Below are 19,006 nucleotides of genomic sequence, written 5' to 3'. Positions count from 1 at the left end.
CGACAGTGACACAACCGGCCTTGCGCAAAATCATCCCCATCGTGCCGGTGAGCGAGCCGGCAGGCGGATCCCTGTACGAGGCGCAAAAAAAGATCTACCCGCGCTCGGTCAGCGGGCGTTTCGCGCGCTGGCGCTGGGTTTTTGTGGCCCTGACCCAGCTGGTGTTTTACGGCCTGCCGTGGTTGCAGTGGGGGCAGCGCCAGGCCGTGCTCTTCGACCTGGAGGCCAGGCGCTTTTACCTGTTTGGGTATGTGCTGTACCCGCAGGACTTCATCTACCTGACCGGCCTGCTGGTGGCCAGCGCCTTGTCGCTGTTCCTGTTCACGGCGGTGGCGGGCCGCCTGTGGTGCGGTTTTGCCTGCCCGCAGACGGTGTACACCGAAATCTTCCTCTGGATAGAACGCAAGGTGGAGGGCGACCGCACGGCCAGGTTGCGCCTGGACGGCGCGCCGTTTTCGCTGGAAAAGCTGGTCAAGAAGTGGTTCAAGCACATCCTCTGGATAGGCGTGGCGATGTGGACCGGTTTTACCTTTGTCGCCTACTTCGTGCCGGCGCGCGAGCTGATCCTGCAGTTCCTGCAGACAAAAATGGGCGGCTGGGAAATCTTCTGGGTGCTGTTCTACGGCTTTGCCACCTACGGCAATGCCGGCTTCCTGCGCGAGCAGGTGTGCAAATACATGTGCCCCTATGCGCGCTTTCAGAGCGCGATGTTCGACAAGGACACGCTGATCGTGAGCTACGACCCGGCGCGCGGCGAGCCGCGCGGCGCTCGCTCGCGCCAGGCCGACCCGGCCGCGCTGTCCCTGGGCGCCTGCGTCGACTGCACGCTGTGCGTGCAGGTCTGCCCGACCGGCATAGACATCCGCAAGGGCCTGCAGTACGAGTGCATAGGCTGCGCGGCCTGCGTGGACGTGTGTGACGGCGTGATGGACAAGATGGGCTATGCGCGTGGCCTGATCCGCTTCACCACCCAAAACGCGCTGGCCGGCAAATGGAGCGCCTCACATATGCTGCGCCGTGTGCTGCGCCCGCGTGTGCTGGTTTACACCACGCTGCTGGGCGTGCTGTGCCTGGCGCTGCTGTGGAGCCTGGTGGCGCGCATGCCGCTGAAGGTGGACGTGGTGCGCGACCGCGCTGCGCTCTCGCGCATCGTGGCCGGCGGAAAGCTGGAAAACGTCTACCGCCTGCAGATCATGAACGCCACGGAGCAGCCCCAGCGCTATCGCATCGTGGCGTCCGGGCTCGAAGGCCTGGCAGTCGCCTCGGAGGCCGAGGTCAAGGTCGGCCCTACCGAATCGCGCTGGGTCGCGGTGCGGTTGCAGATTCCCTATGGTTCGGTCGAGGCCGGCTCGCACCCCATCCTGTTCCGCGTCGCCGATGAAAGCGGGCGCGCCCATGTCGAAGAAAAGTCCGTGTTCCTTGTTCCGCGATGAATCGCGATGAAAGGCCTTTCATGACTACCATCCCCACCCAAACTGCCCCCTGGTGGAAACACGGCCATGTCTGGCTGGTGGTTTCCGGGCCCGCGCTGGTCGTCGTGGCCGGCGTCGTGACGGCTTTCCTGGCCGTCAAATACCCCGATGCCGTGATAGGCGGGCAGGAGCCGGCGCGGGCCGCGCGCGGCGGCCCGCCGCAGGCCAGGGCCCTGGCGCCGGCGCTGGAAGGGCGCAACCACGCGGCCACGCCCGACAAGGCCACACGCCCCTGATCGGCCTGATCACCCCGACAACCCGCAAGCGCAAATAACAACAGGAGGCAACGTGTGATGTCAGCCAACAAGATACTGGGCATTGCCTGGCCGGCTTTCCTGGCGGCCTGCCTGCTGGAGCTGCTGCTGTTCGGGCTGTTTGACCCCCAGGAGATGCTCAGGGACGGGCAGCCGGCCGGGCTTTCGCGGCTGGCATTCCAGACTGCCGTGTTTTTTGTTTTCTGGTTGGCCTGCGCGGCGTCCAGCGCGCTGAGCGTGCTGCTGACCGGGCCCGCGCCGGATGCGGGGCAGGCGGCTTCACGCCGGACGCGGGCGGATCCGGCGCGTGCGGTGGATGAGGACTGAAACCGGCGCGGGGCAGGGCGGTAAGATCGGGCTCCCACTCCCGAAGCGTGCCATGTCCCAGTTCCCCCATGTAGGCGATACGCTGCCCAAACGCCGGCGCTCCACGGCCATTGTGCTGGCCGTGCTGGCGACCCTGACGCTGCTGGCCACCGTCCATCTGGTATTCAGCCCGCACTCGCTGCCGGGCCTGCCGCTGGTCGCGGCGCTGGCCGCCGCCACCTGTGGCATCGCCTGGCTGGTGGCCGGGCGCGATGCAGCGCGGGACCGCGCCGGCAAGCGGGCGCTCGAAGGCGCGGACGCCAGGCTGGCGGGCCTGCTGGACTCGGCCATGGACGCCATCATCACCGTGGACAGCGATCAGAACGTGATCCTCTACAACAAGGCCGCCGAAAGAATCTTCGGCTGGCCCACGCGCGAGATGCTGGGCCAGCCGCTCACGCGCCTGATCCCGCAGCGGCATCGGGACGCACATGGCGGGCAGGTCCGGCGTTTCGGCCAGACCGGCACGACCTCGCGGCGCATGGGCGACGGCACGGTGCTGTATGGGCTCAGGGCCAGCGGCGAGGAATTCCCGCTGGAGGCTTCGATCTCGCAGCTGGACACCGCGCACGGCAAGCTTTACACCGTAATCCTGCGCGACGTGACCGAGCGCGTGCGTGCCGCCGAGGAACTGAGCGCCTTTGCCTCGGCGGCCCATGCCATCCGGGAAAGCGAAAAAACCCGCATCGCGCGCGAGCTGCATGACGAACTCGCGCAGTCGCTGACGGCGATCAAGATGGACGCCACTTTGGTCCGCGAGGCAATCCCCCGTGAGGCGAGTGCCGTGCGGGCCAAGCTCGACGACATGCTGGGCCTGCTGGACACCACCGTCGCCGCCACGCGCCGCATCGCCTCGGACCTGCGGCCGCTGCTGCTGGACGACCTGGGGCTGGTGCCGGCCATCGAGTGGCTGACCCACAACTTCAGCCAGCGCCATGGCGTGCCGTGCAAACTCTCGCTGGATGAGGACGTGGAGCTCGGCGAGCCCTATGCCACGGCGGTGTTCCGCATCGTGCAGGAGTCGCTGGTAAACGTGGCCAAGCATGCGGGCGCGTCGCGGGTCGATGTGCGCGTCGAGAGGACGGGCGCGGCCGTGGTCCTAGAAGTGGCCGATGACGGCGCCGGCTTCGCGCTGGACGCGCCGCGCAAGGCCAGCTCGCTGGGCCTCATGGGCCTGCGCGAACGGGCGCGACTGCTGCAGGGGACGGTGGAGATTGACACGGCGCCGGGCCGCGGCACCCGCATACGCGTACTTATCCCGGTGCCCGAAACGGCCGACGCCGCAGAAACAGGAGATATGACGTGATCAAGATTGTGATGGCTGATGACCACGCCATCGTCCGCGAAGGCCTCAAGCGCATCGTGTCGTCGATTGAAGGCATGGAAGTCATAGGCGAGGCCGGCAACGGCACGGAAGTCATGCAGCGCGTGCGCGAACTGGCCTTCGACGTGCTGGTGCTGGACCTGTCCATGCCCGGGCGCAGCGGCATGGAGCTGATCAAGCTGGTACGCGCCGAAAAGCCGCAGCTGCGCATCCTGGTGCTGAGCATGCACCAGGAGCTGCAGTACGCGGTGCGCGCCATCAAGAACGGCGCCAGCGGCTACCTGACCAAGGAAAGCGCGCCGGCCCAGCTGGAGCAGGCCATACGCAAGGTGGCCTCGGGCGGCGCCTTCATCAGCGCCGAGGTGGCCGAGCAGCTGGCGCTGGGCGCCATGCCCGGCAGCGAGGGGGTGCCGCACGAAAGCCTGTCCAACCGTGAATTCGAGGTACTGCAGCAGCTGGTGGCCGGCGTTTCCCTGACGGACATCGCCACAAAACTGAACCTCTCGGTCAAGACCGTCAGCACCCACAAAACCAACCTCATGCAGAAGATGGGTCTGCAAAACCAGAGCGAACTGATCCGCTACGCGCTCAAGCACGGCCTGGCGGAACCCTGAGGGGGCTTGGCAGGATTTCACCCCATCAGTTTGCGGTGATCTTCCGCTCGCGCACGATGGCGCCCCACTTGGCATCTTCCTTTCGCATGAAGTCGGTGAACTGTGCGCGGGTAGTCGGCTGCGGCGTCAGGCCGTGCTTGTTAAGGGCCTCCTTCACGCCGGGGTCGGCCAACACCTTGACAATGGCCTGATTCCAGCGGTCAAGGATGGCCACGGACGTCTTGCCGGGTGCCAGGAAGGCGTACCAGTTAAGCGCCTCGAACCCGGGGTAGCCCGATTCAGCCACCGTCGGGATGTTGGGCATGTAGGCAGGGCGGGTGAGGCCGGTGGTAGCCAAGGGAATCAGCTTGCCGGCTTCGACGTGCGGCATCGCGGTGGGCGGTGCCGAAAAGTATGAGGCGACGCGTTCGCCCAGTAGATCCTGCAGGGCCGGAGCGCCGCCTTTGTACGGGACGTGCACCATGTCAATACTGGCGCGCTGGTTAAATAGTTCCCCGGCCAGGTGTGAAGCCGAGCCGGCGCCGGTAGAGGCGAAGTCGATGCTGCCGGGCTTCTTTTTGGCCAGCGCAACGAATTCGGCCAGGGTCTTCACGCCCAGGCCCTTGTGCACCACCAGCATATTAGGGAAGTTCACCCCGCCAGAGATCGCGGCCAGGTCCTTGAAAGGGTCGTAGCTAACCTTCATGACATGAGGTGCAATGGTCAGCGGTCCGACGGAGCCGAACAACAGCATCGAGCCGTCGGTGGGTCCATTAGCCACATACTGGTGGGCGATGTTTCCGCCAGCACCGGCTTTGTTGTCCACGATCACTGTCTGGCCGATGTCCTCGCCAAGTTTCTTCGCAATCAGGCGCGCCGCGGCATCGGCTGCCCCGCCAGGGGCAAAGCCCACCACAAGCGTGATGGGTTTCCTGGGGGGGAAGTCTTGAGCCGGTACGTGGCCGGTTGCGCAGAGCGCGGCCACCGTCATCGTGGTGGTGCGCAGAAATTTTCGTTTGTTCATGCTTTGTCTCCTTGGGGTGCTTGTATCTTGTGGTTTTCAATCGGCGCCAAGGCCAATCGGATTGGGAAGGCGTTTTTCGACGGCGTGGCGCAACAGCGAGGCGCTGCGGAAGATGCCGTGGCCGAACTTGCCGTAGGGCAGGGTGGCGAACAGGGCCATGACAGCGCCCAGGTGCAGGCACAGCAGCAGGGCCAGGGCGGGTGTGCCACGCCCTAGCCACAGGGCCAGGCCGCTGGCGCTGGTGAGGAACAGCAGGGCGATGAAGCCCAGGTCCATTGATTTTTGCGCCAGGTCGCCATGCATGGGATGGCGCTCGCGGTTCAAGCGCCACAGGCCGGCGGTGCCCAGCACCAGGCTGATGCCGCCGGCCACGCCGAATAGCTTAGGCAGGCTGGGCAGGGCGTAGGGTGCCACCCAGCCGAAGGCGTAGTGGTAGAGCGTGGCGACGCTGGTGGCAGCGAAGCACAGCATGAAGCCGTAGAGGGTGAGGTGATGAAAGCGCCGGCGCGACAGCGTGTAGGCATCGTCTTCGTTGTGGCAGCCGTCGCCGTGGCCGCCGTCGAGGTATTTGAGGCGCAGCACCGCATCGGCGGCTTCGGCGGCGGCGGGCGCGTTCAGCGGCGCGCCGCTGGTAGCGGGCGTGATGTCGCGCCAGAAGCGCCGCACGCCCATGGCCAGCGCCAATGCGGCAAACAGGAACACGGGGGCGAACAGGCTCACCAGCAGGTTGTGTGGAAACACACTGTAGAAGGTATCGCCTGGCGCGGCGCCCCACAGGCTGCCCTTCATCGCCACGGCCATGACCAGGAACAGCACCAGCGCCGCGGCCAGGGCCAGTGACAGCGTGAGCCCGTTGCGCTGGTAGAGCACGCCGAGTGCGGGCGGCCAGGCGTAGTCCACATAGGTTTGGCCGCGTACCTGCGCCATGGCCCGGGGCACGTTCACGGCAAACTCATGCGGCGGCGCGTATTGGCAGGCATGCAGGCAGGCGCCGCAGTTGTGGCAGAGGTTCGCCAAAAAGTGGATGTCGGCCTTGCCGAATTCGAGCCGTCGGGTCATGGCCGGGAACACGGCGCAGAAGCCCTCGCAGTAGCGGCAGGCGTTGCAGATCTGCATCTGCCGGCCGACCTCGGTCTCGGCGGTGGAAAGAATGGGAATGACACGGCGCGGACCGTCCGCGAGCGACGCGGCCTCGCGTGCCAGGGCTTCAAGCGTTTGCATGGTGGGAGTCCTTCTGCTTCAGGGCGGCGGCTGCGGCCTGGGTGCCCGCGATGCGTCCGAAGGCGGTGCCGATGCTCATGCCGACACCGGCGGTGTAGCCTTTGCCGAGCACGTTGCCGGCCATCATTTCGCCAGCCACAAAGAGGTTGGGACTGGGCCGTCCGCCGAAGCGCACGGCGGCGGTGTCACCCACCTTCAGACCCAGGTAGGTGAAGGTGATGCCGGGGCGCAGCGGGTAGGCGTAGAAGGGCGCGGTGTCAATGGGCCGGGCCCAGTGGGTCTTGGCGGGTGCCAGCCCCTCGGTGCGGCAGTCGTCCAGCGCGGTGTGGTCGAAGCGGCCGACGCGGCAGGCGGCGTTGTAGTCGGCAATGGTGCGCAGGAAGCCGGGCTCGTCCAGGCCGAGCTGCCGCGCCAGCCCTTGCAGCGTGTCGGCGGTGGTGCCGGGAAACAACGGCGGCATGAAGCGGCCCACAGCCTTCTGGTCGATGATGGAATAGGCCACCTGGGCGGGCTGCTGGGCCACCAGCCGGCCCCAGATGGCGTAACGCTTGGGCCAGAAGTCCTCGCCCTCGTCGTAGAAACGCCGGGCCTCGCGGTTGACCACCACGCCCAGCGACACACAGTCGATGCGGGTGCAAATGCCGCCATCAAAGAGCGGGGCGCGGGCGTCGATAGCCACCATGTGGCCCTGCGAGGGGTCGCCGATGGAGTCGGCACCGGCCTTGATCATCTGCCTGAGCAGCACGCCCTGGTTGAAGCGGGTGCCGCGGATCAGGAAGTTGTCGGCCGGCCATTCGCCGCGCTCGTTCTGACCCCAGGCCTCGCGCAGCCAGGCGCGGTTGGACTCGAAGCCGCCGGCGGCGAGCACGCAACTTTTGGCGGTGATGCGTTCGCCGGCTTCGGTGTTTACCGCGGTGAAGCGCTCGCCGTCGAGCTCCACGGAAGCCACCGGCGTCTCGTAACGGATTTGCACGCCCAGTCGTTCGGCGCTGCGGTAATAGGCGTTCACCAGCGCCTTGCCGCCGCCCATGAAAAATGCGTTGGTGCGCGCTACATGCAGTGCCCCCGAGAGCGGCGGCTGGAAGTGCACCCCGTGGCGGCGCATCCAGTCGCGGCAGTTCGACGAGGCGCGGATGACGAGCCGGGCCAGGTGTTCGTCGGTCAGGCCGCCGGTCACCTTCAGCAGGTCCTGCCAGTATTCCTCCTCGGTGTAGGCTTCTACCAGCACGTCCTGCGGCGCGTCGTGCATGCAGCGCAGGTTGCGCGTGTGCTGCGAATTGCCGCCGCGCCAGGCCTTGGGCGCGGCTTCGAGAAGCAGCACGCTGGCGCCGGCCTCACGCGCCATCAGCGCGGCGCAGAGTGCGGCATTGCCGCCACCTATGACCAGTACATCGACCTGCTCATCGCTCACTTCTTGTCTCCTTGTGGGTCAGGAGACTTTAGGCTGGTGGCCCTTCCTGCGAAAGGCCGGATCGGGCAACAGGTGTTCAGTTTTCGAGAAGGCTTGCGCCGGCCCAGCGGCCTTCGCGCACCAAGGTGCGCGCTGTGTCGGCCATCACCACCCGCGTGGCCAGCGCGGCTGGCGACAGCTCGTCGTCCGACAGGCTGACCAGCAGGTTGCGCCGGCTCACATGCGCGTCGGTGATCTGGCTGCTGAGCACGTCCTTCGTTGACTGCCGCGCAACGGCGGCGCCCGGTTGGATGGTGGCGCCCAGGCCGGCGCGGACGGCATCCATCAGCAGCGCCAGGCCGTCGATCTCGGCCACCACGTCGGGCTCAATGCGCGCGCGGGCAAAGGCGGCGGTGAGGGTGGCGCGCAGGCCGTGGCCGGCGCTGGGCATGATCAGCGGCACGTCGGCGAGCTGGGCCAGCCGCACCTTGAGGCCGCAAGGGCGCTGAACCAAACCGGTGGCGGCCAGGACGAACAGCTTTTCGTCGAGCAGGGGCTCGATGCTCCAGCGGCGCGGCGTGGTGGGCTCGAACAGCACGGCCAGATCGAGTTGGCGCGCTTGCAGCATGCTGGCCAGGTGGCCCGACAGCGACTCCACCAGGTGCAGCCGTACATCCGGGTAACGCGCACGCATGGCCTGCATCAGCGGCAGGCCAAGCACCGAGGCCGTGGTCGGCGCCAGGCCCACGCTCACATGGCCCGAAAGACGCGCCTGCTGGGCTGCGCGCACGGCCTCTTGCGCGTGGCGCAGCGTGAGCTGGGCCTGCTGCAAGAAGGCCACGCCCGCGTCGGTGGGGCTTACGCCGGTACTGCCACGCTGAAGCAATCGGGTGCTGAGCTCGCTCTCCAAACGGCTTATCTGCTGACTCAGCGCAGATGTCACCACGCCGAGTTCGATGGCTGCTCGGCCCATGCTGCGCAGTTCGCAGACTTTCACGAAATAACGGAGTTGGCGGAGTTCCATAAGGGTCCAGGAGTGAATGACGCTATCGTATTCCCGTTCAACTGCAGGTGAACTCCCGCCGACGCTCCTGAGGGCCAGCGATCAAATAACGGCGTGTTGACCAGGATCAACACAGCCCGGGGCACGGCTGCCTACAGTCAAGGTATTGAAACTCTGAGCCTGGGGGTGTTCCATGAGCGATGAACTCAAACAGCTGCTGGTCCACGCCGATGCGTCGCCGCAATTCGCGCAGCGCCTTGAATTTGCCGGCCGGCTTGCCGCCCGGCACGGCGCCGGCCTCACAGCGCTGTATGCCTCGCCTTCGGCCTCGGAGGCGCTCCCGGTGGCCGCCGGCATTCCCGGCCTGGCCGTGCAGCGCGACAACACACAGGACACCGAACTGGCGCGGGCGCGGTCGGTGTTTGAGCAGCTCAAGCCCGCGGGATTGCGGGCAAGCTGGGCGGAAGTCCATGAGTTTCCGCTGGCCCCGGCGTTCGCGCAGCAGGCGCTGTATGCCGACCTGCTGGTGCTGGGCCAGCACGGCCCGGGCGAGGGCTGGTCCACCTTGATGCCCGCGGATTTCCCGGAAACCGTGATCGCCCTGAGCGGGCGGCCGGCGCTGGTGCTTCCCTATACCTCGGCCAGGCCCGGCTTGCCGGGCAATGTGGTGATCGCCTGGAAACCCACCCGCGGGGCAGCGCGCGCCGTGGCGGCGGCGCTGCCCCTGCTGCGAAAGGCCGGCTCGGTGCATGTGCTGAGCTGGGGCGAGGACGCGGCGGCGGACGCTGCTGAAGGCCCGAATATCGTCTCCTACCTGCAGGCCCACGGCGTACAGGCTCAATGGCAACGCGAAGCGGTAGAGCCTGACAAGCTGGGCGAGCTGCTGCTGTCGCGCGCCTTTGACCTGCAGGCGGACCTGCTGGTGATGGGCTGTTACGGCCGTACCCGCGCCCATGAATGGGTGCTGGGCGGCGCGTCCCGCACCGTGCTCAAGAGCATGACGCTGCCGGTGCTGATGGCCCACTAGGAAAATTCCGAGCCGGGCTAGGGGCGCCGGCGCCGGCAAACCAGCTTTATCCGAGCCGGGCTTTCAGCAAAGCCCGATGTCCTGAATGCGCCGCCTGCGCGACAGTAGGGGCATGCAAGACAGCACTTCACCCATCCGGGTTTTCCTGGCCGACGACTCCGAGCTGAGCCGCCGCCGTGTGGCCGAGATGCTCACGGCCCAGGGTATGGTGGTCGTGGGCCAGGCCGACACGCCCGAGTCGGCCATTTCCGGCATCCTGGCCGTGCGGCCCGACGCGGCGGTGCTCGATGTGCAATTCGAAAAAGGCACCGGCATGCAAGTGCTGCGGGCCGTGCTCAAGGCCGCGCCGGGCACCCCCTTCATCATTCTGAGCAACCACGCCGAGCCGGCCTACCGCGCACGCTACCTCGCGGCGGGCGCTGCCTGCTTTCTCGACAAACACACCGAGTTTTACCAGCTCGCCGGCCAAGTGAAGGCCGTGGCCACGCTTGCCGCGCAACCTGTTTCTTCCCTTTAACCCAAGGAGTCATCATGTCCTTAGCCTGTTCATCCGCCAGCGACGCTTCAGTTGCCGCCATTCCGCCACTGACGACCCACTGCTCGAACTGCAACCTGCGCGACCTGTGCCTGCCCTGCGGCATGAAACCCGCCGACGTGGGCGGGCTGGACGAGCTCCATTTCAGCCGCACCAAGGTCAAGGCGGGGCAGGCGCTCTACCATGAGGGCCAGTCCTTCCGCAATATTTACGCGGTGCGCATGGGCACCTTCAAATCCAGCCTGACGCTGGCGGACGGCCGCGAGCAGGTCAGCGGCTTCCAGATGGCCGGTGAGCTGATGGGCCTGGACGGCATCGCCAACGGCGTCTATGCCAGTAACTCCACCGCGCTCGAGGACACCGAGGTCTGCACCATTCCCTACGAACAGATCAGCGGCCTGGCCGCGGCCAGCGCCAGCATGCAGCAGGCCGTGAGCCGCTTGATGAGCCGCGAAATCGTCAGGGAACACAGCCTGATGATGCTGCTGGGCAGCATGAATGCCGAGGAGCGGCTGGCCGCCTTTTTGCTGAACCTGTCGCAGCGGCTCAAGCTGCGCGGCTACTCGGCCAGCGAGTTCCACCTGCGCATGTCGCGCGCCGAAATCGGCAGCTACCTGGGCATGAAGCTGGAGACCGTGAGCCGCACCTTCTCGGCCTTCCAGCAGCAGGGCATCCTCGAAGTCGACAAGCGCCACATCCGCATCCTCGATGCCGAGGCGCTCAAGCGCATCTTCGAGACGCGCGTCCACTAAGCGGCTTTTCCCGGTTTACACGGCACCGGCCATGGACTCAGAAGTCGGCCTGCCGGAAAAATCCGTCCACTGCCGCCGCCCGAAGTCATAGAGCTTGCAGCGGCGCGCGGTGCCAAAGTACCAGCGCCAGGAAAACGGCTGCACTACGATGTGGCCGGGCAGCTTTTCTTCGAGCACGGCCTGGGCCTGCTTCAAGCGGTACAGCGGCACGCCCATGTCCACGTGGTGGGCGGTGTGCTCCATGATGTGGTGCAGCGCCGTGCCGAAAAAGCCGTTGAAGCGCAGGTGCACGGTGGTCGAAACAAAGGGGTTGGCGGCCGACCAGTCCTTTTTGTTGTCGTACCAGGCGATGCGGGTGTGCGTGTGGTGCACATAGACCACAAAACCCATCAAGGCCTTCCATACCAGCAGCGGCAAGAAGAAGCCGACGGCGAGCAACCAGGCGGTGGATTGGCCGGTGGCCGGCGCAGCCATCACCAGGCCCGCGACCCAGGCTGCTGCGGCGGCGGTGACCAGCAGGCTGTCGGCGATAAAAATGCCGCGCCGTGTGGGCATCACGGCTTTGGAGGGAAAGTAAAGCCGCTTCCACCAGATCTCCACCGCGTAATACAGCCAGGGCGCCCAGCCGCTGCGGTAGGCGCGCTCCAGCCATTGTTTCCAGGCGGGCATGCGCTGATAGGCCTCAAGCGTCGCGGGCTGCCAGACGAAGTCAAAGCCGCTGAGGTTGGTATAGCCGTGGTGCACGACGTTGTGCCCCACGTCCCACAGGCTGTAGGGAGTGAGCGAGGGCAGGAACAGCAGCCGGCCCAGCCAGCGGTTGAGCCTGCGGTGCGGCGTGAAGCTCTGGTGGCAGGCGTCGTGGCCCAGGATAAACAGCCTGGCGATCATGAAACCGGCCGCCAGGCCCATGAGCACTTGCAGTACAGGGTGGCGCGTGAGCACCGCGCCAGCCATGCAGGCGGCGAACAGGGCAAAGTCCGCCACGGACAGCGCCAGGGCGATGCCGGTGTTTTTGGCCGAAATGGGGGCCAGCCAGGAACGCAGGATTTTTCGGTGGGGAAGGGGCGTTGCGGGGGAGATGGCTTGGGTGATCTGGGTGGAGTGCATGAGGATCAAAGGTAGGCGCCAGGGCTGTCAGGCCCGGGGCGATGGGGAAGCCGCCAGCTTAGGGCGCCGCGTTTTCCGGGATTTGACGCAGGTCAAGCGCAAGGCAAACGCGCCGGCGCGGCGCCCGTCTTGCACCGCCGTTGATCCACATCAACGCGGCCTTGGCGCGCCGGCGGCACAGTGGAGGCCTCACCTTTCAACCTAGAAACCGCAGTTGACCGCTTGCAAACCTCTCGAGGGCCTCATGAACACTGACTTTTTCCTCTTCGTTAACGGTACCTGTCTGGATACCAGCGCTATGCGCCCGATTGCGCCGCGCAGGCCGCGCCATGCAGCGTTGCTCCGCCTTGTGGGCAATAGCCCACAGCGTTGTCGCGCCTTGCCTGGCACGCCCTGCGCAGCACACTCAGACGCATCCAACTGCCGTTTCTAGGTTGAAGCATCCCATGTCCGCTGTATTACCCCAGGCCCTCAAGCGTTTTGATATCCCGGGCCCGCGCTACACCTCCTTTCCCACGGCGGATCGCTTTGTCGAGGCCTTCAGCGCCGCCGACCACGGCCGCGCGCTGGACGACAGGCGCTCGCGGGCCGAGGCATCGGCGGCGCCGCTGTCGCTCTATGTGCATATCCCGTTCTGCGAATCGCTGTGCTACTACTGCGCCTGCAACAAGATCATCACCAAACAGCATGCGCGCTCGACCGCCTACCTGGGCTACCTGGAGCGCGAAGTCGCGCTGTACACGGCGCGCCTGGGCCAGGGCCAGCCTGTCAGCCAGTTGCACCTGGGTGGCGGCACGCCGACTTTTTTCTCCGATGCGGAACTGGCCCGGTTGATGGACATGCTCAGGCGCAATTTCGACATCGCGGCCGGCGCCGAGATGGCCATCGAGGTGGACCCGCGCACCGTGGACAAGGCCCGGCTGGCCGCCCTGGCTGCGCTGGGTTTTAACCGCCTGAGCTTTGGCGTGCAGGATTTTGATCCCGACGTGCAGAAAGCCGTGCATCGCGTCCAGCCCGCGGAACAGGTGTTCGCGCTCATGGCGGACGCACGCACGCTCGGGTTTGAGTCCATCAATGTGGACCTGATCTATGGCCTGCCGCGGCAGACGCAGACCTCGTTTGCGCGCACCATTGGCCAGATTGAAGAACTCAGGCCGGACCGCATCGCGCTTTATGCCTATGCGCACCTGCCGGAGCGCTTCAAGCCGCAGCGCCACATCCCGACGGCCTTGCTGCCGGCGGCCGAAGACAAGGCCGCCATGCTGTCCGAGGCCATGGCGCGTTTGCAAGGCGCGGGCTACCAGTACATCGGCATGGACCATTTCGCGCTGGCCGGCGACGCCCTGGCCGTGGCCGGCCGCGAGGGCCGGCTGCACCGCAACTTCCAGGGTTACAGCACCCAGCCCGACCGCGACCTGGTGGGCCTGGGCGTGTCGGCCATAGGCGCGGTGGGCGCCACTTACAGCCAGAACGCCAAAACCATGGAGGAGTACTGCGACCTGCTGGACCAGGGGCGTTTCCCGGTTACGCGCGGCCTGGCGCTGAGCCGGGACGACCTGGCGCGGCGCGCGGTGATCATGGCCATCATGTGCCAGGGCCAGGTGTGGTTCGAGTCGGTGGAACTGGCCTGGATGCTGGACTTCAAGCGCTATTTCGCCGCCGAGCTCGAGCGCCTGCGCGAACTGGAAGACGCCGGCCTGGTCGTGCTGTCGGACAGCGGCTTTCACGTCACGCCCGAAGGCCGCTTCGTCCTGAGGGCGGTAGCCATGGTGTTCGACCGCTACCTGCAGTCCGACCTCAACCGCAGCCGCTTCTCGCGCATTATTTAAGCGCCCATGAGCTACGCGCTTGCCACCACCGCTTTGCTGATGGGCCTGGCCGGAGGCCCGCATTGCGCCGTGATGTGTGGCGCGGCCTGCGGCGGCTTGCGGCGCATGGACCCAAACCGGCGGCCGCAGTCGCCGCTACTCTTCCAGGCCGGGCGGCTGGTCGGTTATTCCGCCGCAGGCGCGGCGGCCGCCGCCGCGGTGCAAAGTCTTGCCTGGATGGCGGAACACGCGGCCGCGTTCAAACCGGTTTGGATGCTGTTTCACCTGGCTGTGCTTGGCTGGGGTCTGGTGCTGGTGGTCAATGCCAGCCAGCCGGCCTGGGCGGACCGGGCAGGGCGATCGGCCTGGTCCAGGGTGGGCGTGGTGGCCGCATCGCGGGGCGGCATGTTCTCGGTGGGTATGCTCTGGGCTTTTATGCCTTGCAGCCTGTTGTATTCGGCGCTGCTGGTGGCCTCGCTGGGCGGCGGGCCGCTGCAGGGTGCATTCGCCATGGCGGCTTTTGCTGTGGGCAGCGGCGTCTCCTTGCTGCTCGCGCCGCGCATGCTCGCCGGGCTGCGGCAGGCCGGTAACCGCCTGGGCGGGCAGCTTGGCGTGCGCGCCGGCGGCGGCGTGCTGGTGCTGGCCGCGCTCTTTGGCTTGTGGGGCGACATGACACATCGCATCGCCCAGTGGTGCGGCCTGGCCTGAGCCGCTGGCTGCCCTTTTTTCTTCCTCTCACCTGTCCCAGGTTTCTGGCACGCCGCCGCCATCGAAGCGGCCGGGGGAGCGCTTGACGAATCAATAACCATATGGTTATGATTTGGCCATGCAAGCCCTCGCGAACGAAGTTTTCAAAGCCCTGGCCGACCCGACACGCCGGGCGATCTTTGAGCGCCTGGCCCGCGACGGGGAGCAGACCGTGCGCGCCTTGACCGACCGCGCCGGAGTGTCGCAGCCCGCGGTGTCCAAGCACCTGCGCGTGCTCAAACAGGCAAAACTCGTGAACGACAGGCAGCAGGGCCGCGAGACGCATTACAGCGCCCAGCCGCTGGCACTTGCACCGCTGCGCGACTGGGTGAGCACCTATGGCGCGTTCTGGAATGAACGCTTCGATGACCTTGAATCACTGTTGAAAAGGATGGACCAATGACCCAAGCCCAAGCCGTTACCGAAACCCGCTCCGTTATTGTTGAACGGGAGATTCCCCACCCGCCGGCCAAGATCTGGCGCGCGCTCACGCAGCCGCACCTGATCGCGGAATGGCTCATGAAGAACGACTTCCAGCCCGTTGTGGGCCGCAGCTTCAAGCTCAGCGCCGACTGGGGTTCCGTCGACTGCGAGGTGAAAACCGTTGAAGCCGAGAAAACCCTGTCCTACACCTGGGCCGCCTACGGCCTGGAGAGCGTGGTCACCTGGACGCTCACGCCCACAGGCACGGGCACCCGTTTACGCATGGAGCAGGAGGGCTTCCGCACCGACCAGGAACAGGCTTACCAGGGCGCGAAACACGGCTGGCAACAGTTCTTTGCCCAACTGGAGCAGGTGCTGGTGCGGGCGGACTGAGGCCCGCATTCTTCGCAAGAAGGCCCGGAGATGAAAACAACGGACAGCAAGGCCCGCGCGAAGCCGGCGCTGCTCGCGGGCGGCAACCCGCAAATCCCGAAAGGCGAGGGCGATGCCCTGGTGCAGGCCTATATCGCGGCCATGCCGGGCTGGAAAAGCGATGTGGGGCGGCGCCTCGATGCGCTGGTCACCCGCACCGTGCCCGGCGTGCACAAGGCCGTCAAATGGAATTCACCGTTTTACGGCGTGGCGGGCCAGGGCTGGTTTCTGAGCTTTCATTGCTTTGCGCACTACGTCAAGGTAGCCTTCTTTCGCGGCCTGTCGCTACGCCCCGTGCCACCGGTCGAATCCAAAAGCCAGGACACGCGTTATCTCCACATCCTGGAGGACGGCCGGTTCGATGAGGCCCAGCTGGCCGCCTGGATCCGGCAGGCCAGCGAATTGCCCGGCGAAAAAATGTGAGCGGCTAAAACCTCAAGAGAAAGCAGCATCCACCATGAAAAAAGCAACGAACAGCGACGCGAAAGCCAGTGAGGGCGCTTCCGCCTCCGCCCAGATCGACCTGAAGATTCGTGAGCTCAATGACTGGCGCGGCGAAACGCTGGCCCGCATCCGCAAGATCATCCAGCAAGCGGTTCCGAACGTGGTCGAGGAGCTCAAGTGGCGCGGAGTGCCGGTGTGGTCGCACGGCGGCATCATCTGCACCGGCGAGACCTACAAGAGCGCCGTGAAGATGACCTTCGCCAAGGGTGCGAAGCTCGAGGACCCGTCAGGCCTGTTCAATTCCAGCCTCGAAGGCAACACCCGGCGCGCCATCGATATCCACGAGGGCGACAAGATCGACGAAAAGGCCTTGAAGGCGCTGGTGCGCGCCGCTGCGGCGCTGAACAGCAAGCCTTAGTCGCGGCCTGGCACCTGCTCGCGCAGCTTGTCCAGAAAGGCCTCTACCAGTGCGCTTGCGGGGCCGGCTTTGCGGACCGCGAGAACCTTGCTGCCGACGGACAGGTCGGCAATCGGCACAAAGCGGATGTCGCCGCGGTTGTTCGTGGCGACACTGCGGCCCACCACCGTCGCGCCCACGCCCGCGGCCACCAGTCCCAGCGCCGTGTTGATTTCTTTGGCCTCATGGCCGACCTGGACCTTGGCGCCGGCCTGCTCGAGGATGTTCAGCACCTGCCGGGAAAAGTGCGCATTGGCCACCTTGGGGTAGCTCACATAGGGCAGGGCGTTCAGCTCCGCGGCCCGCAGGCTGGCCTGCGCCGCCAGCGGATGCTGCGCGGGAAGGGCGACGACCAGCGGGTCATCGAAGAGTTCGGTGTAGTGCAGGTCGGGTTCGCGCGTGAACGCGCCCAGGGTGCGCGCGATGGCCAGGTGGATGGCGCCGCTGCGCAAGGCGGCCGGTTGTTCCTCGGTAAGGATTTCCTCCAGGTCGATGCGCACGTCGGGCAAGGCCGACTGCATGGCGCGCACGGCCTCGGGCAGGATGGAAAAAATCGTGGAGCGCGTAAAACCTATGCCCAACCAGCCTAGCTTGCCCGCAGCCATGCCTTTGGCCTCGACTTCCAGCCGGCCGCTGGCCGACAGCAGCTCCGTGCCCTTGGAGTAAACAAACTGGCCCAGCGGCGTCAGGCCCATGGGCCGGGTTGCCCTGTCAAACAGGGCGCCACCCAGCAAGGCCTCCAGCTGGCTGATCTGCATGCTGATGGCCGTCGGCGCGACGAACAGTTTTTCGGCCGCGGCACGGGCATTTCCGGCGTCCACGGTTTCGCAAAAGTATCTGATTTGCTTTAAGTTCATTATTTTTGAATATTAATTCAAAAATCGGCGATTGCATTCAGATATTCACTGCTTGATGATGCGATCCATGAGCAACGACACCTCCCAAGACATCAGCCAGGCTGCCTGGTTCCAGCAGGCCAAAGCCCTGTCCACCGCCGAAATTTCCGATGCGCTGGACGCGCTGAAGCTGCCCGGCAGCGCTTTGGGCATACGCCCTGTGGCCGGCCCGGCCAAGCTGTTCGGCTTCGCCTTCACCGTGCGCTTCGCGCCCATAGACCGCTCCTCGCCCGGAACCGTGGGCGACTTTATCGACACGCTCAAGCCCGGCACCGTCGCCGTCCTCGACAACGGCGGCCGCCTGGACTGCACGGTGTGGGGCGGCATCCTGAGCCGGCTGGCCGCGCACAAGGGCCTGGCCGGCACGGTCATCCACGGCGTCTGCCGCGACACGGCGGAGGCCGATGAAGTGGGCTACCCGCTGTACGCCCACGGCCGTTTCATGCGCACCGGCAAGGACCGCGTGCAGGTCGAGGCCTATGAGCAGCCGGTGACGCTGGGCGACGTGCGGGTCTGCCCGGGCGACCTGGTCGTCGGGGATGCGGACGGCATTGTGGTGGTGCCGCGAGCCCGCCTGCAGGACGTGCTGGCCAAGGCGCTGGAAACCCGGGTGATTGAGGAACAGATCCTCGCCGCAGCCCTGGCCGGCACGCCGCTGGCCGAGGCCCGCAAGCAGTTCAAGTACCACACGTTGCAGCGCGCGGCCGATTCGCCGCTGGCGGCCTGAATCCCTATTTCCCGGAGACAAACAACATGAATCCCGTTCGTATTCTTTCCACGCTTGCCACTTCCACCGTTCTTGCCATCGCATCGGGCGCGGCCTGTGCACAAGCCGCTTACCCTTGCCCTGCGGTGAAGCTCGTGTCGCCCTATCCCCCGGGCGGCACCACCGACCTGCTGGCGCGGCTGATCCAGCCCGGCCTGATGAAGGAACTCGGGACTCCCGTGATCGTCGAGAACAAGGCGGGCGCCAGCAGCAATATCGGCATTGAATTTGTGGCCACCGCCGCGCCGGACGGATGCACGCTTTTGCTGGGCAGCAATACCGGCATCGTGATCAACCGGAACCTGTACAAGCTGCGCGTGGACCCGGTGAAGGGACTCGCGCCGATCGGCCAGGTCGCCTCCGTGCCCCTGGTGCTGTATGTCAGCGCCGGCGTGCCGGCCACCAGCCTCGCCCAGTTGGTGGAACTTGCCAAAAAGAACCCGGGCAAACTCAGCTACGCATCGGCCGGCAGCGGCAGCCCGCAGCATTTGATGGGCGAGCTGCTCAAGCTGGAGCAAAAGATATCCCTGGCCCACATCCCCTACAAAGGCTCGGGGCCGGCGATCCAGGATGTGGTAGCGGGGCAGGTGGAAATGTCTTTCGAAGCCATGAGCGTGATCGTGCCGCAGCTCGCGTCGGGCCGCATACGCGCCCTCGCCACCACGGGCGCGGCCCGCTCAGCCGGCTTGCCGAATGTGCCGACCATGAAGGAGCAGGGCATGCCCGGCTTCGTGACCGAGAACTGGTACGGCCTGTTCGCGCCGGCCGGCACGCCGGCGGCGCTGCTGAAGCGGCTGAACAGTGCGCTCAACACCGTGCTCGACTCGAAGGAAGCGCGCATCAGCCTGGACAAAATGGGATCGGCCGACGTCAAGGGTACGCCCGAAGCCTTCGCCAAATTCATCGCCTCGGAGCTGCCCCTGTGGGAGTCCGTGGTCAAGCGCTCCGGCGCGAAGGTGGATTGA

At 66.1% G+C, this 19,006-nt stretch carries 22 protein-coding genes; 16 read left to right on the top strand and 6 right to left on the bottom strand.

Going from position 1 to position 19,006, the window contains the following annotated elements:
• Nucleotides 1–5 precede the first annotated feature (5 nt).
• From ccoG to ACEN8I_RS09565, 5 genes are read left to right on the top strand one after another with little or no spacing between them, the layout of a single operon-like run.
• The gene (gene ccoG / locus ACEN8I_RS09585) at nucleotides 6–1,433 is read left to right on the top strand and encodes a cytochrome c oxidase accessory protein CcoG (RefSeq protein WP_413328155.1); all 1,428 of its coding nucleotides are present in this window, start codon (nucleotides 6–8) and stop codon (nucleotides 1,431–1,433) included.
• A gap of 20 nt (nucleotides 1,434–1,453) precedes the next feature.
• On the top strand, nucleotides 1,454–1,708 hold the full coding sequence (locus ACEN8I_RS09580) for a nitrogen fixation protein FixH (protein ID WP_413328153.1): 255 nt from the start codon (nucleotides 1,454–1,456) through the stop codon (nucleotides 1,706–1,708).
• A 54-nt stretch (nucleotides 1,709–1,762) separates the two neighbouring features.
• Entirely contained in the window at nucleotides 1,763–2,053 is a 291-nt protein-coding gene (locus ACEN8I_RS09575; protein ID WP_413328152.1) for a hypothetical protein, read from the top strand.
• 52 nt (nucleotides 2,054–2,105) lie between these two features.
• Entirely contained in the window at nucleotides 2,106–3,398 is a 1,293-nt protein-coding gene (locus tag ACEN8I_RS09570) for a PAS domain-containing sensor histidine kinase (protein ID WP_413328151.1), read from the top strand.
• The gene (locus ACEN8I_RS09565) at nucleotides 3,395–4,030 is read left to right on the top strand and encodes a response regulator (RefSeq protein WP_413328150.1); all 636 of its coding nucleotides are present in this window, start codon (nucleotides 3,395–3,397) and stop codon (nucleotides 4,028–4,030) included. The genes ACEN8I_RS09570 and ACEN8I_RS09565 overlap by 4 nt, the downstream gene beginning before the upstream one ends.
• Before the next feature lie 25 nt (nucleotides 4,031–4,055).
• Here ACEN8I_RS09565 and ACEN8I_RS09560 read toward each other — a convergent pair whose 3' ends face one another.
• The 4 genes from ACEN8I_RS09560 to ACEN8I_RS09545 form a co-directional block, all read right to left on the bottom strand.
• Nucleotides 4,056–5,000, bottom strand: coding sequence for a Bug family tripartite tricarboxylate transporter substrate binding protein (locus tag ACEN8I_RS09560; protein WP_413328192.1), 945 nt, complete (start codon nucleotides 4,998–5,000; stop codon nucleotides 4,056–4,058).
• Nucleotides 5,001–5,069: 69 nt separating this feature from the next.
• Nucleotides 5,070–6,254: a tricarballylate utilization 4Fe-4S protein TcuB gene (gene tcuB / locus ACEN8I_RS09555; RefSeq protein WP_413328148.1), complete on the bottom strand. Its 1,185-nt coding sequence runs from the start codon at nucleotides 6,252–6,254 to the stop codon at nucleotides 5,070–5,072.
• A complete protein-coding gene (gene tcuA / locus ACEN8I_RS09550; protein ID WP_413328147.1) occupies nucleotides 6,241–7,665 on the bottom strand; it encodes an FAD-dependent tricarballylate dehydrogenase TcuA in 1,425 nt (474 codons plus the stop codon). Before tcuA ends, tcuB begins: the two co-directional genes overlap by 14 nt.
• Before the next feature lie 76 nt (nucleotides 7,666–7,741).
• Complete coding sequence (locus ACEN8I_RS09545) at nucleotides 7,742–8,668, bottom strand: LysR substrate-binding domain-containing protein (protein WP_413328146.1); 927 nt, start codon at nucleotides 8,666–8,668, stop codon at nucleotides 7,742–7,744.
• Nucleotides 8,669–8,840: 172 nt separating this feature from the next.
• Here ACEN8I_RS09545 and ACEN8I_RS09540 point away from each other — a divergent pair, with 172 nt between their 5' ends.
• The 3 genes from ACEN8I_RS09540 to ACEN8I_RS09530 all read left to right on the top strand — a co-directional run bounded on the left by ACEN8I_RS09540 (nucleotide 8,841) and on the right by ACEN8I_RS09530 (nucleotide 10,961).
• Nucleotides 8,841–9,674, top strand: coding sequence for a universal stress protein (locus ACEN8I_RS09540; protein ID WP_413328145.1), 834 nt, complete (start codon nucleotides 8,841–8,843; stop codon nucleotides 9,672–9,674).
• Between the two features lie 112 nt (nucleotides 9,675–9,786).
• On the top strand, nucleotides 9,787–10,191 hold the full coding sequence (locus ACEN8I_RS09535) for a response regulator transcription factor (RefSeq protein WP_413328144.1): 405 nt from the start codon (nucleotides 9,787–9,789) through the stop codon (nucleotides 10,189–10,191).
• A gap of 14 nt (nucleotides 10,192–10,205) precedes the next feature.
• Nucleotides 10,206–10,961: a helix-turn-helix domain-containing protein gene (locus ACEN8I_RS09530; RefSeq protein WP_413328143.1), complete on the top strand. Its 756-nt coding sequence runs from the start codon at nucleotides 10,206–10,208 to the stop codon at nucleotides 10,959–10,961.
• 15 nt (nucleotides 10,962–10,976) lie between these two features.
• Here ACEN8I_RS09530 and ACEN8I_RS09525 read toward each other — a convergent pair whose 3' ends face one another.
• Nucleotides 10,977–12,068, bottom strand: coding sequence for a fatty acid desaturase (locus ACEN8I_RS09525; RefSeq protein WP_413328141.1), 1,092 nt, complete (start codon nucleotides 12,066–12,068; stop codon nucleotides 10,977–10,979).
• Between the two features lie 446 nt (nucleotides 12,069–12,514).
• Here ACEN8I_RS09525 and hemN point away from each other — a divergent pair, with 446 nt between their 5' ends.
• The 6 genes from hemN to ACEN8I_RS09495 all read left to right on the top strand — a co-directional run bounded on the left by hemN (nucleotide 12,515) and on the right by ACEN8I_RS09495 (nucleotide 16,340).
• Nucleotides 12,515–13,897 (top strand): oxygen-independent coproporphyrinogen III oxidase, encoded by a 1,383-nt coding sequence (hemN, locus tag ACEN8I_RS09520; protein WP_413328140.1) that lies wholly within the window; start codon nucleotides 12,515–12,517, stop codon nucleotides 13,895–13,897.
• 6 nt (nucleotides 13,898–13,903) lie between these two features.
• Nucleotides 13,904–14,584 (top strand): sulfite exporter TauE/SafE family protein, encoded by a 681-nt coding sequence (locus ACEN8I_RS09515; protein ID WP_413328139.1) that lies wholly within the window; start codon nucleotides 13,904–13,906, stop codon nucleotides 14,582–14,584.
• A 118-nt stretch (nucleotides 14,585–14,702) separates the two neighbouring features.
• Nucleotides 14,703–15,026, top strand: a complete 324-nt coding sequence (locus ACEN8I_RS09510) for an ArsR/SmtB family transcription factor (protein ID WP_074575104.1) — start codon at nucleotides 14,703–14,705, stop codon at nucleotides 15,024–15,026.
• A complete protein-coding gene (locus tag ACEN8I_RS09505) occupies nucleotides 15,023–15,439 on the top strand; it encodes an SRPBCC family protein (protein ID WP_413328138.1) in 417 nt (138 codons plus the stop codon). The genes ACEN8I_RS09510 and ACEN8I_RS09505 overlap by 4 nt, the downstream gene beginning before the upstream one ends.
• Before the next feature lie 30 nt (nucleotides 15,440–15,469).
• The gene (locus ACEN8I_RS09500; protein WP_413328137.1) at nucleotides 15,470–15,901 is read left to right on the top strand and encodes a DUF1801 domain-containing protein; all 432 of its coding nucleotides are present in this window, start codon (nucleotides 15,470–15,472) and stop codon (nucleotides 15,899–15,901) included.
• A 34-nt stretch (nucleotides 15,902–15,935) separates the two neighbouring features.
• Entirely contained in the window at nucleotides 15,936–16,340 is a 405-nt protein-coding gene (locus tag ACEN8I_RS09495) for a DUF1801 domain-containing protein (RefSeq protein WP_413328136.1), read from the top strand.
• Here ACEN8I_RS09495 and ACEN8I_RS09490 read toward each other — a convergent pair.
• Entirely contained in the window at nucleotides 16,337–17,236 is a 900-nt protein-coding gene (locus tag ACEN8I_RS09490; RefSeq protein ID WP_413328135.1) for a LysR family transcriptional regulator, read from the bottom strand. The genes ACEN8I_RS09495 and ACEN8I_RS09490 overlap by 4 nt on opposite strands.
• 67 nt (nucleotides 17,237–17,303) lie before the next feature.
• Here ACEN8I_RS09490 and ACEN8I_RS09485 point away from each other — a divergent pair, with 67 nt between their 5' ends.
• Together ACEN8I_RS09485 and ACEN8I_RS09480 are read left to right on the top strand one after the other, a co-directional pair.
• Nucleotides 17,304–18,002 (top strand): RraA family protein, encoded by a 699-nt coding sequence (locus ACEN8I_RS09485; protein WP_413328134.1) that lies wholly within the window; start codon nucleotides 17,304–17,306, stop codon nucleotides 18,000–18,002.
• 26 nt (nucleotides 18,003–18,028) lie between these two features.
• Entirely contained in the window at nucleotides 18,029–19,006 is a 978-nt protein-coding gene (locus tag ACEN8I_RS09480) for a Bug family tripartite tricarboxylate transporter substrate binding protein (protein ID WP_413328133.1), read from the top strand.

It is taken from the genome of Polaromonas sp. CT11-55, assembly GCF_047303325.1.
Lineage (GTDB): Bacteria > Pseudomonadota > Gammaproteobacteria > Burkholderiales > Burkholderiaceae_C > Polaromonas.
The sequence above is the reverse complement of the archived record's forward strand: the minus strand, read 5'-3'. Positions and strand labels throughout refer to the sequence as shown.

Bases quoted from the DNA above. Each gene is read 5' to 3' on its own strand.
- tcuB (WP_413328148.1), bottom strand. From the start codon at position 6,254: ATGCAAACGCTTGAAGCCCTGGCACGCGAGGCCGCGTCGCTCGCGGAC.
- ACEN8I_RS09485 (WP_413328134.1), top strand. From the start codon at position 17,304: ATGAGCAACGACACCTCCCAAGACATCAGCCAGGCTGCCTGGTTCCAG.
- ACEN8I_RS09545 (WP_413328146.1), bottom strand. From the start codon at position 8,668: ATGGAACTCCGCCAACTCCGTTATTTCGTGAAAGTCTGCGAACTGCGC.
- ACEN8I_RS09525 (WP_413328141.1), bottom strand. From the start codon at position 12,068: ATGCACTCCACCCAGATCACCCAAGCCATCTCCCCCGCAACGCCCCTT.
- ACEN8I_RS09580 (WP_413328153.1), top strand. From the start codon at position 1,454: ATGACTACCATCCCCACCCAAACTGCCCCCTGGTGGAAACACGGCCAT.
- ACEN8I_RS09515 (WP_413328139.1), top strand. From the start codon at position 13,904: ATGAGCTACGCGCTTGCCACCACCGCTTTGCTGATGGGCCTGGCCGGA.
- ACEN8I_RS09480 (WP_413328133.1), top strand. From the start codon at position 18,029: ATGAATCCCGTTCGTATTCTTTCCACGCTTGCCACTTCCACCGTTCTT.
- ACEN8I_RS09505 (WP_413328138.1), top strand. From the start codon at position 15,023: ATGACCCAAGCCCAAGCCGTTACCGAAACCCGCTCCGTTATTGTTGAA.
- ACEN8I_RS09490 (WP_413328135.1), bottom strand. From the start codon at position 17,236: ATGAACTTAAAGCAAATCAGATACTTTTGCGAAACCGTGGACGCCGGA.
- ACEN8I_RS09495 (WP_413328136.1), top strand. From the start codon at position 15,936: ATGAAAAAAGCAACGAACAGCGACGCGAAAGCCAGTGAGGGCGCTTCC.
- ACEN8I_RS09535 (WP_413328144.1), top strand. From the start codon at position 9,787: ATGCAAGACAGCACTTCACCCATCCGGGTTTTCCTGGCCGACGACTCC.
- ACEN8I_RS09530 (WP_413328143.1), top strand. From the start codon at position 10,206: ATGTCCTTAGCCTGTTCATCCGCCAGCGACGCTTCAGTTGCCGCCATT.
- ACEN8I_RS09510 (WP_074575104.1), top strand. From the start codon at position 14,703: ATGCAAGCCCTCGCGAACGAAGTTTTCAAAGCCCTGGCCGACCCGACA.
- hemN (WP_413328140.1), top strand. From the start codon at position 12,515: ATGTCCGCTGTATTACCCCAGGCCCTCAAGCGTTTTGATATCCCGGGC.
- ACEN8I_RS09500 (WP_413328137.1), top strand. From the start codon at position 15,470: ATGAAAACAACGGACAGCAAGGCCCGCGCGAAGCCGGCGCTGCTCGCG.
- ACEN8I_RS09570 (WP_413328151.1), top strand. From the start codon at position 2,106: ATGTCCCAGTTCCCCCATGTAGGCGATACGCTGCCCAAACGCCGGCGC.
- ACEN8I_RS09540 (WP_413328145.1), top strand. From the start codon at position 8,841: ATGAGCGATGAACTCAAACAGCTGCTGGTCCACGCCGATGCGTCGCCG.
- ACEN8I_RS09560 (WP_413328192.1), bottom strand. From the start codon at position 5,000: ATGACGGTGGCCGCGCTCTGCGCAACCGGCCACGTACCGGCTCAAGAC.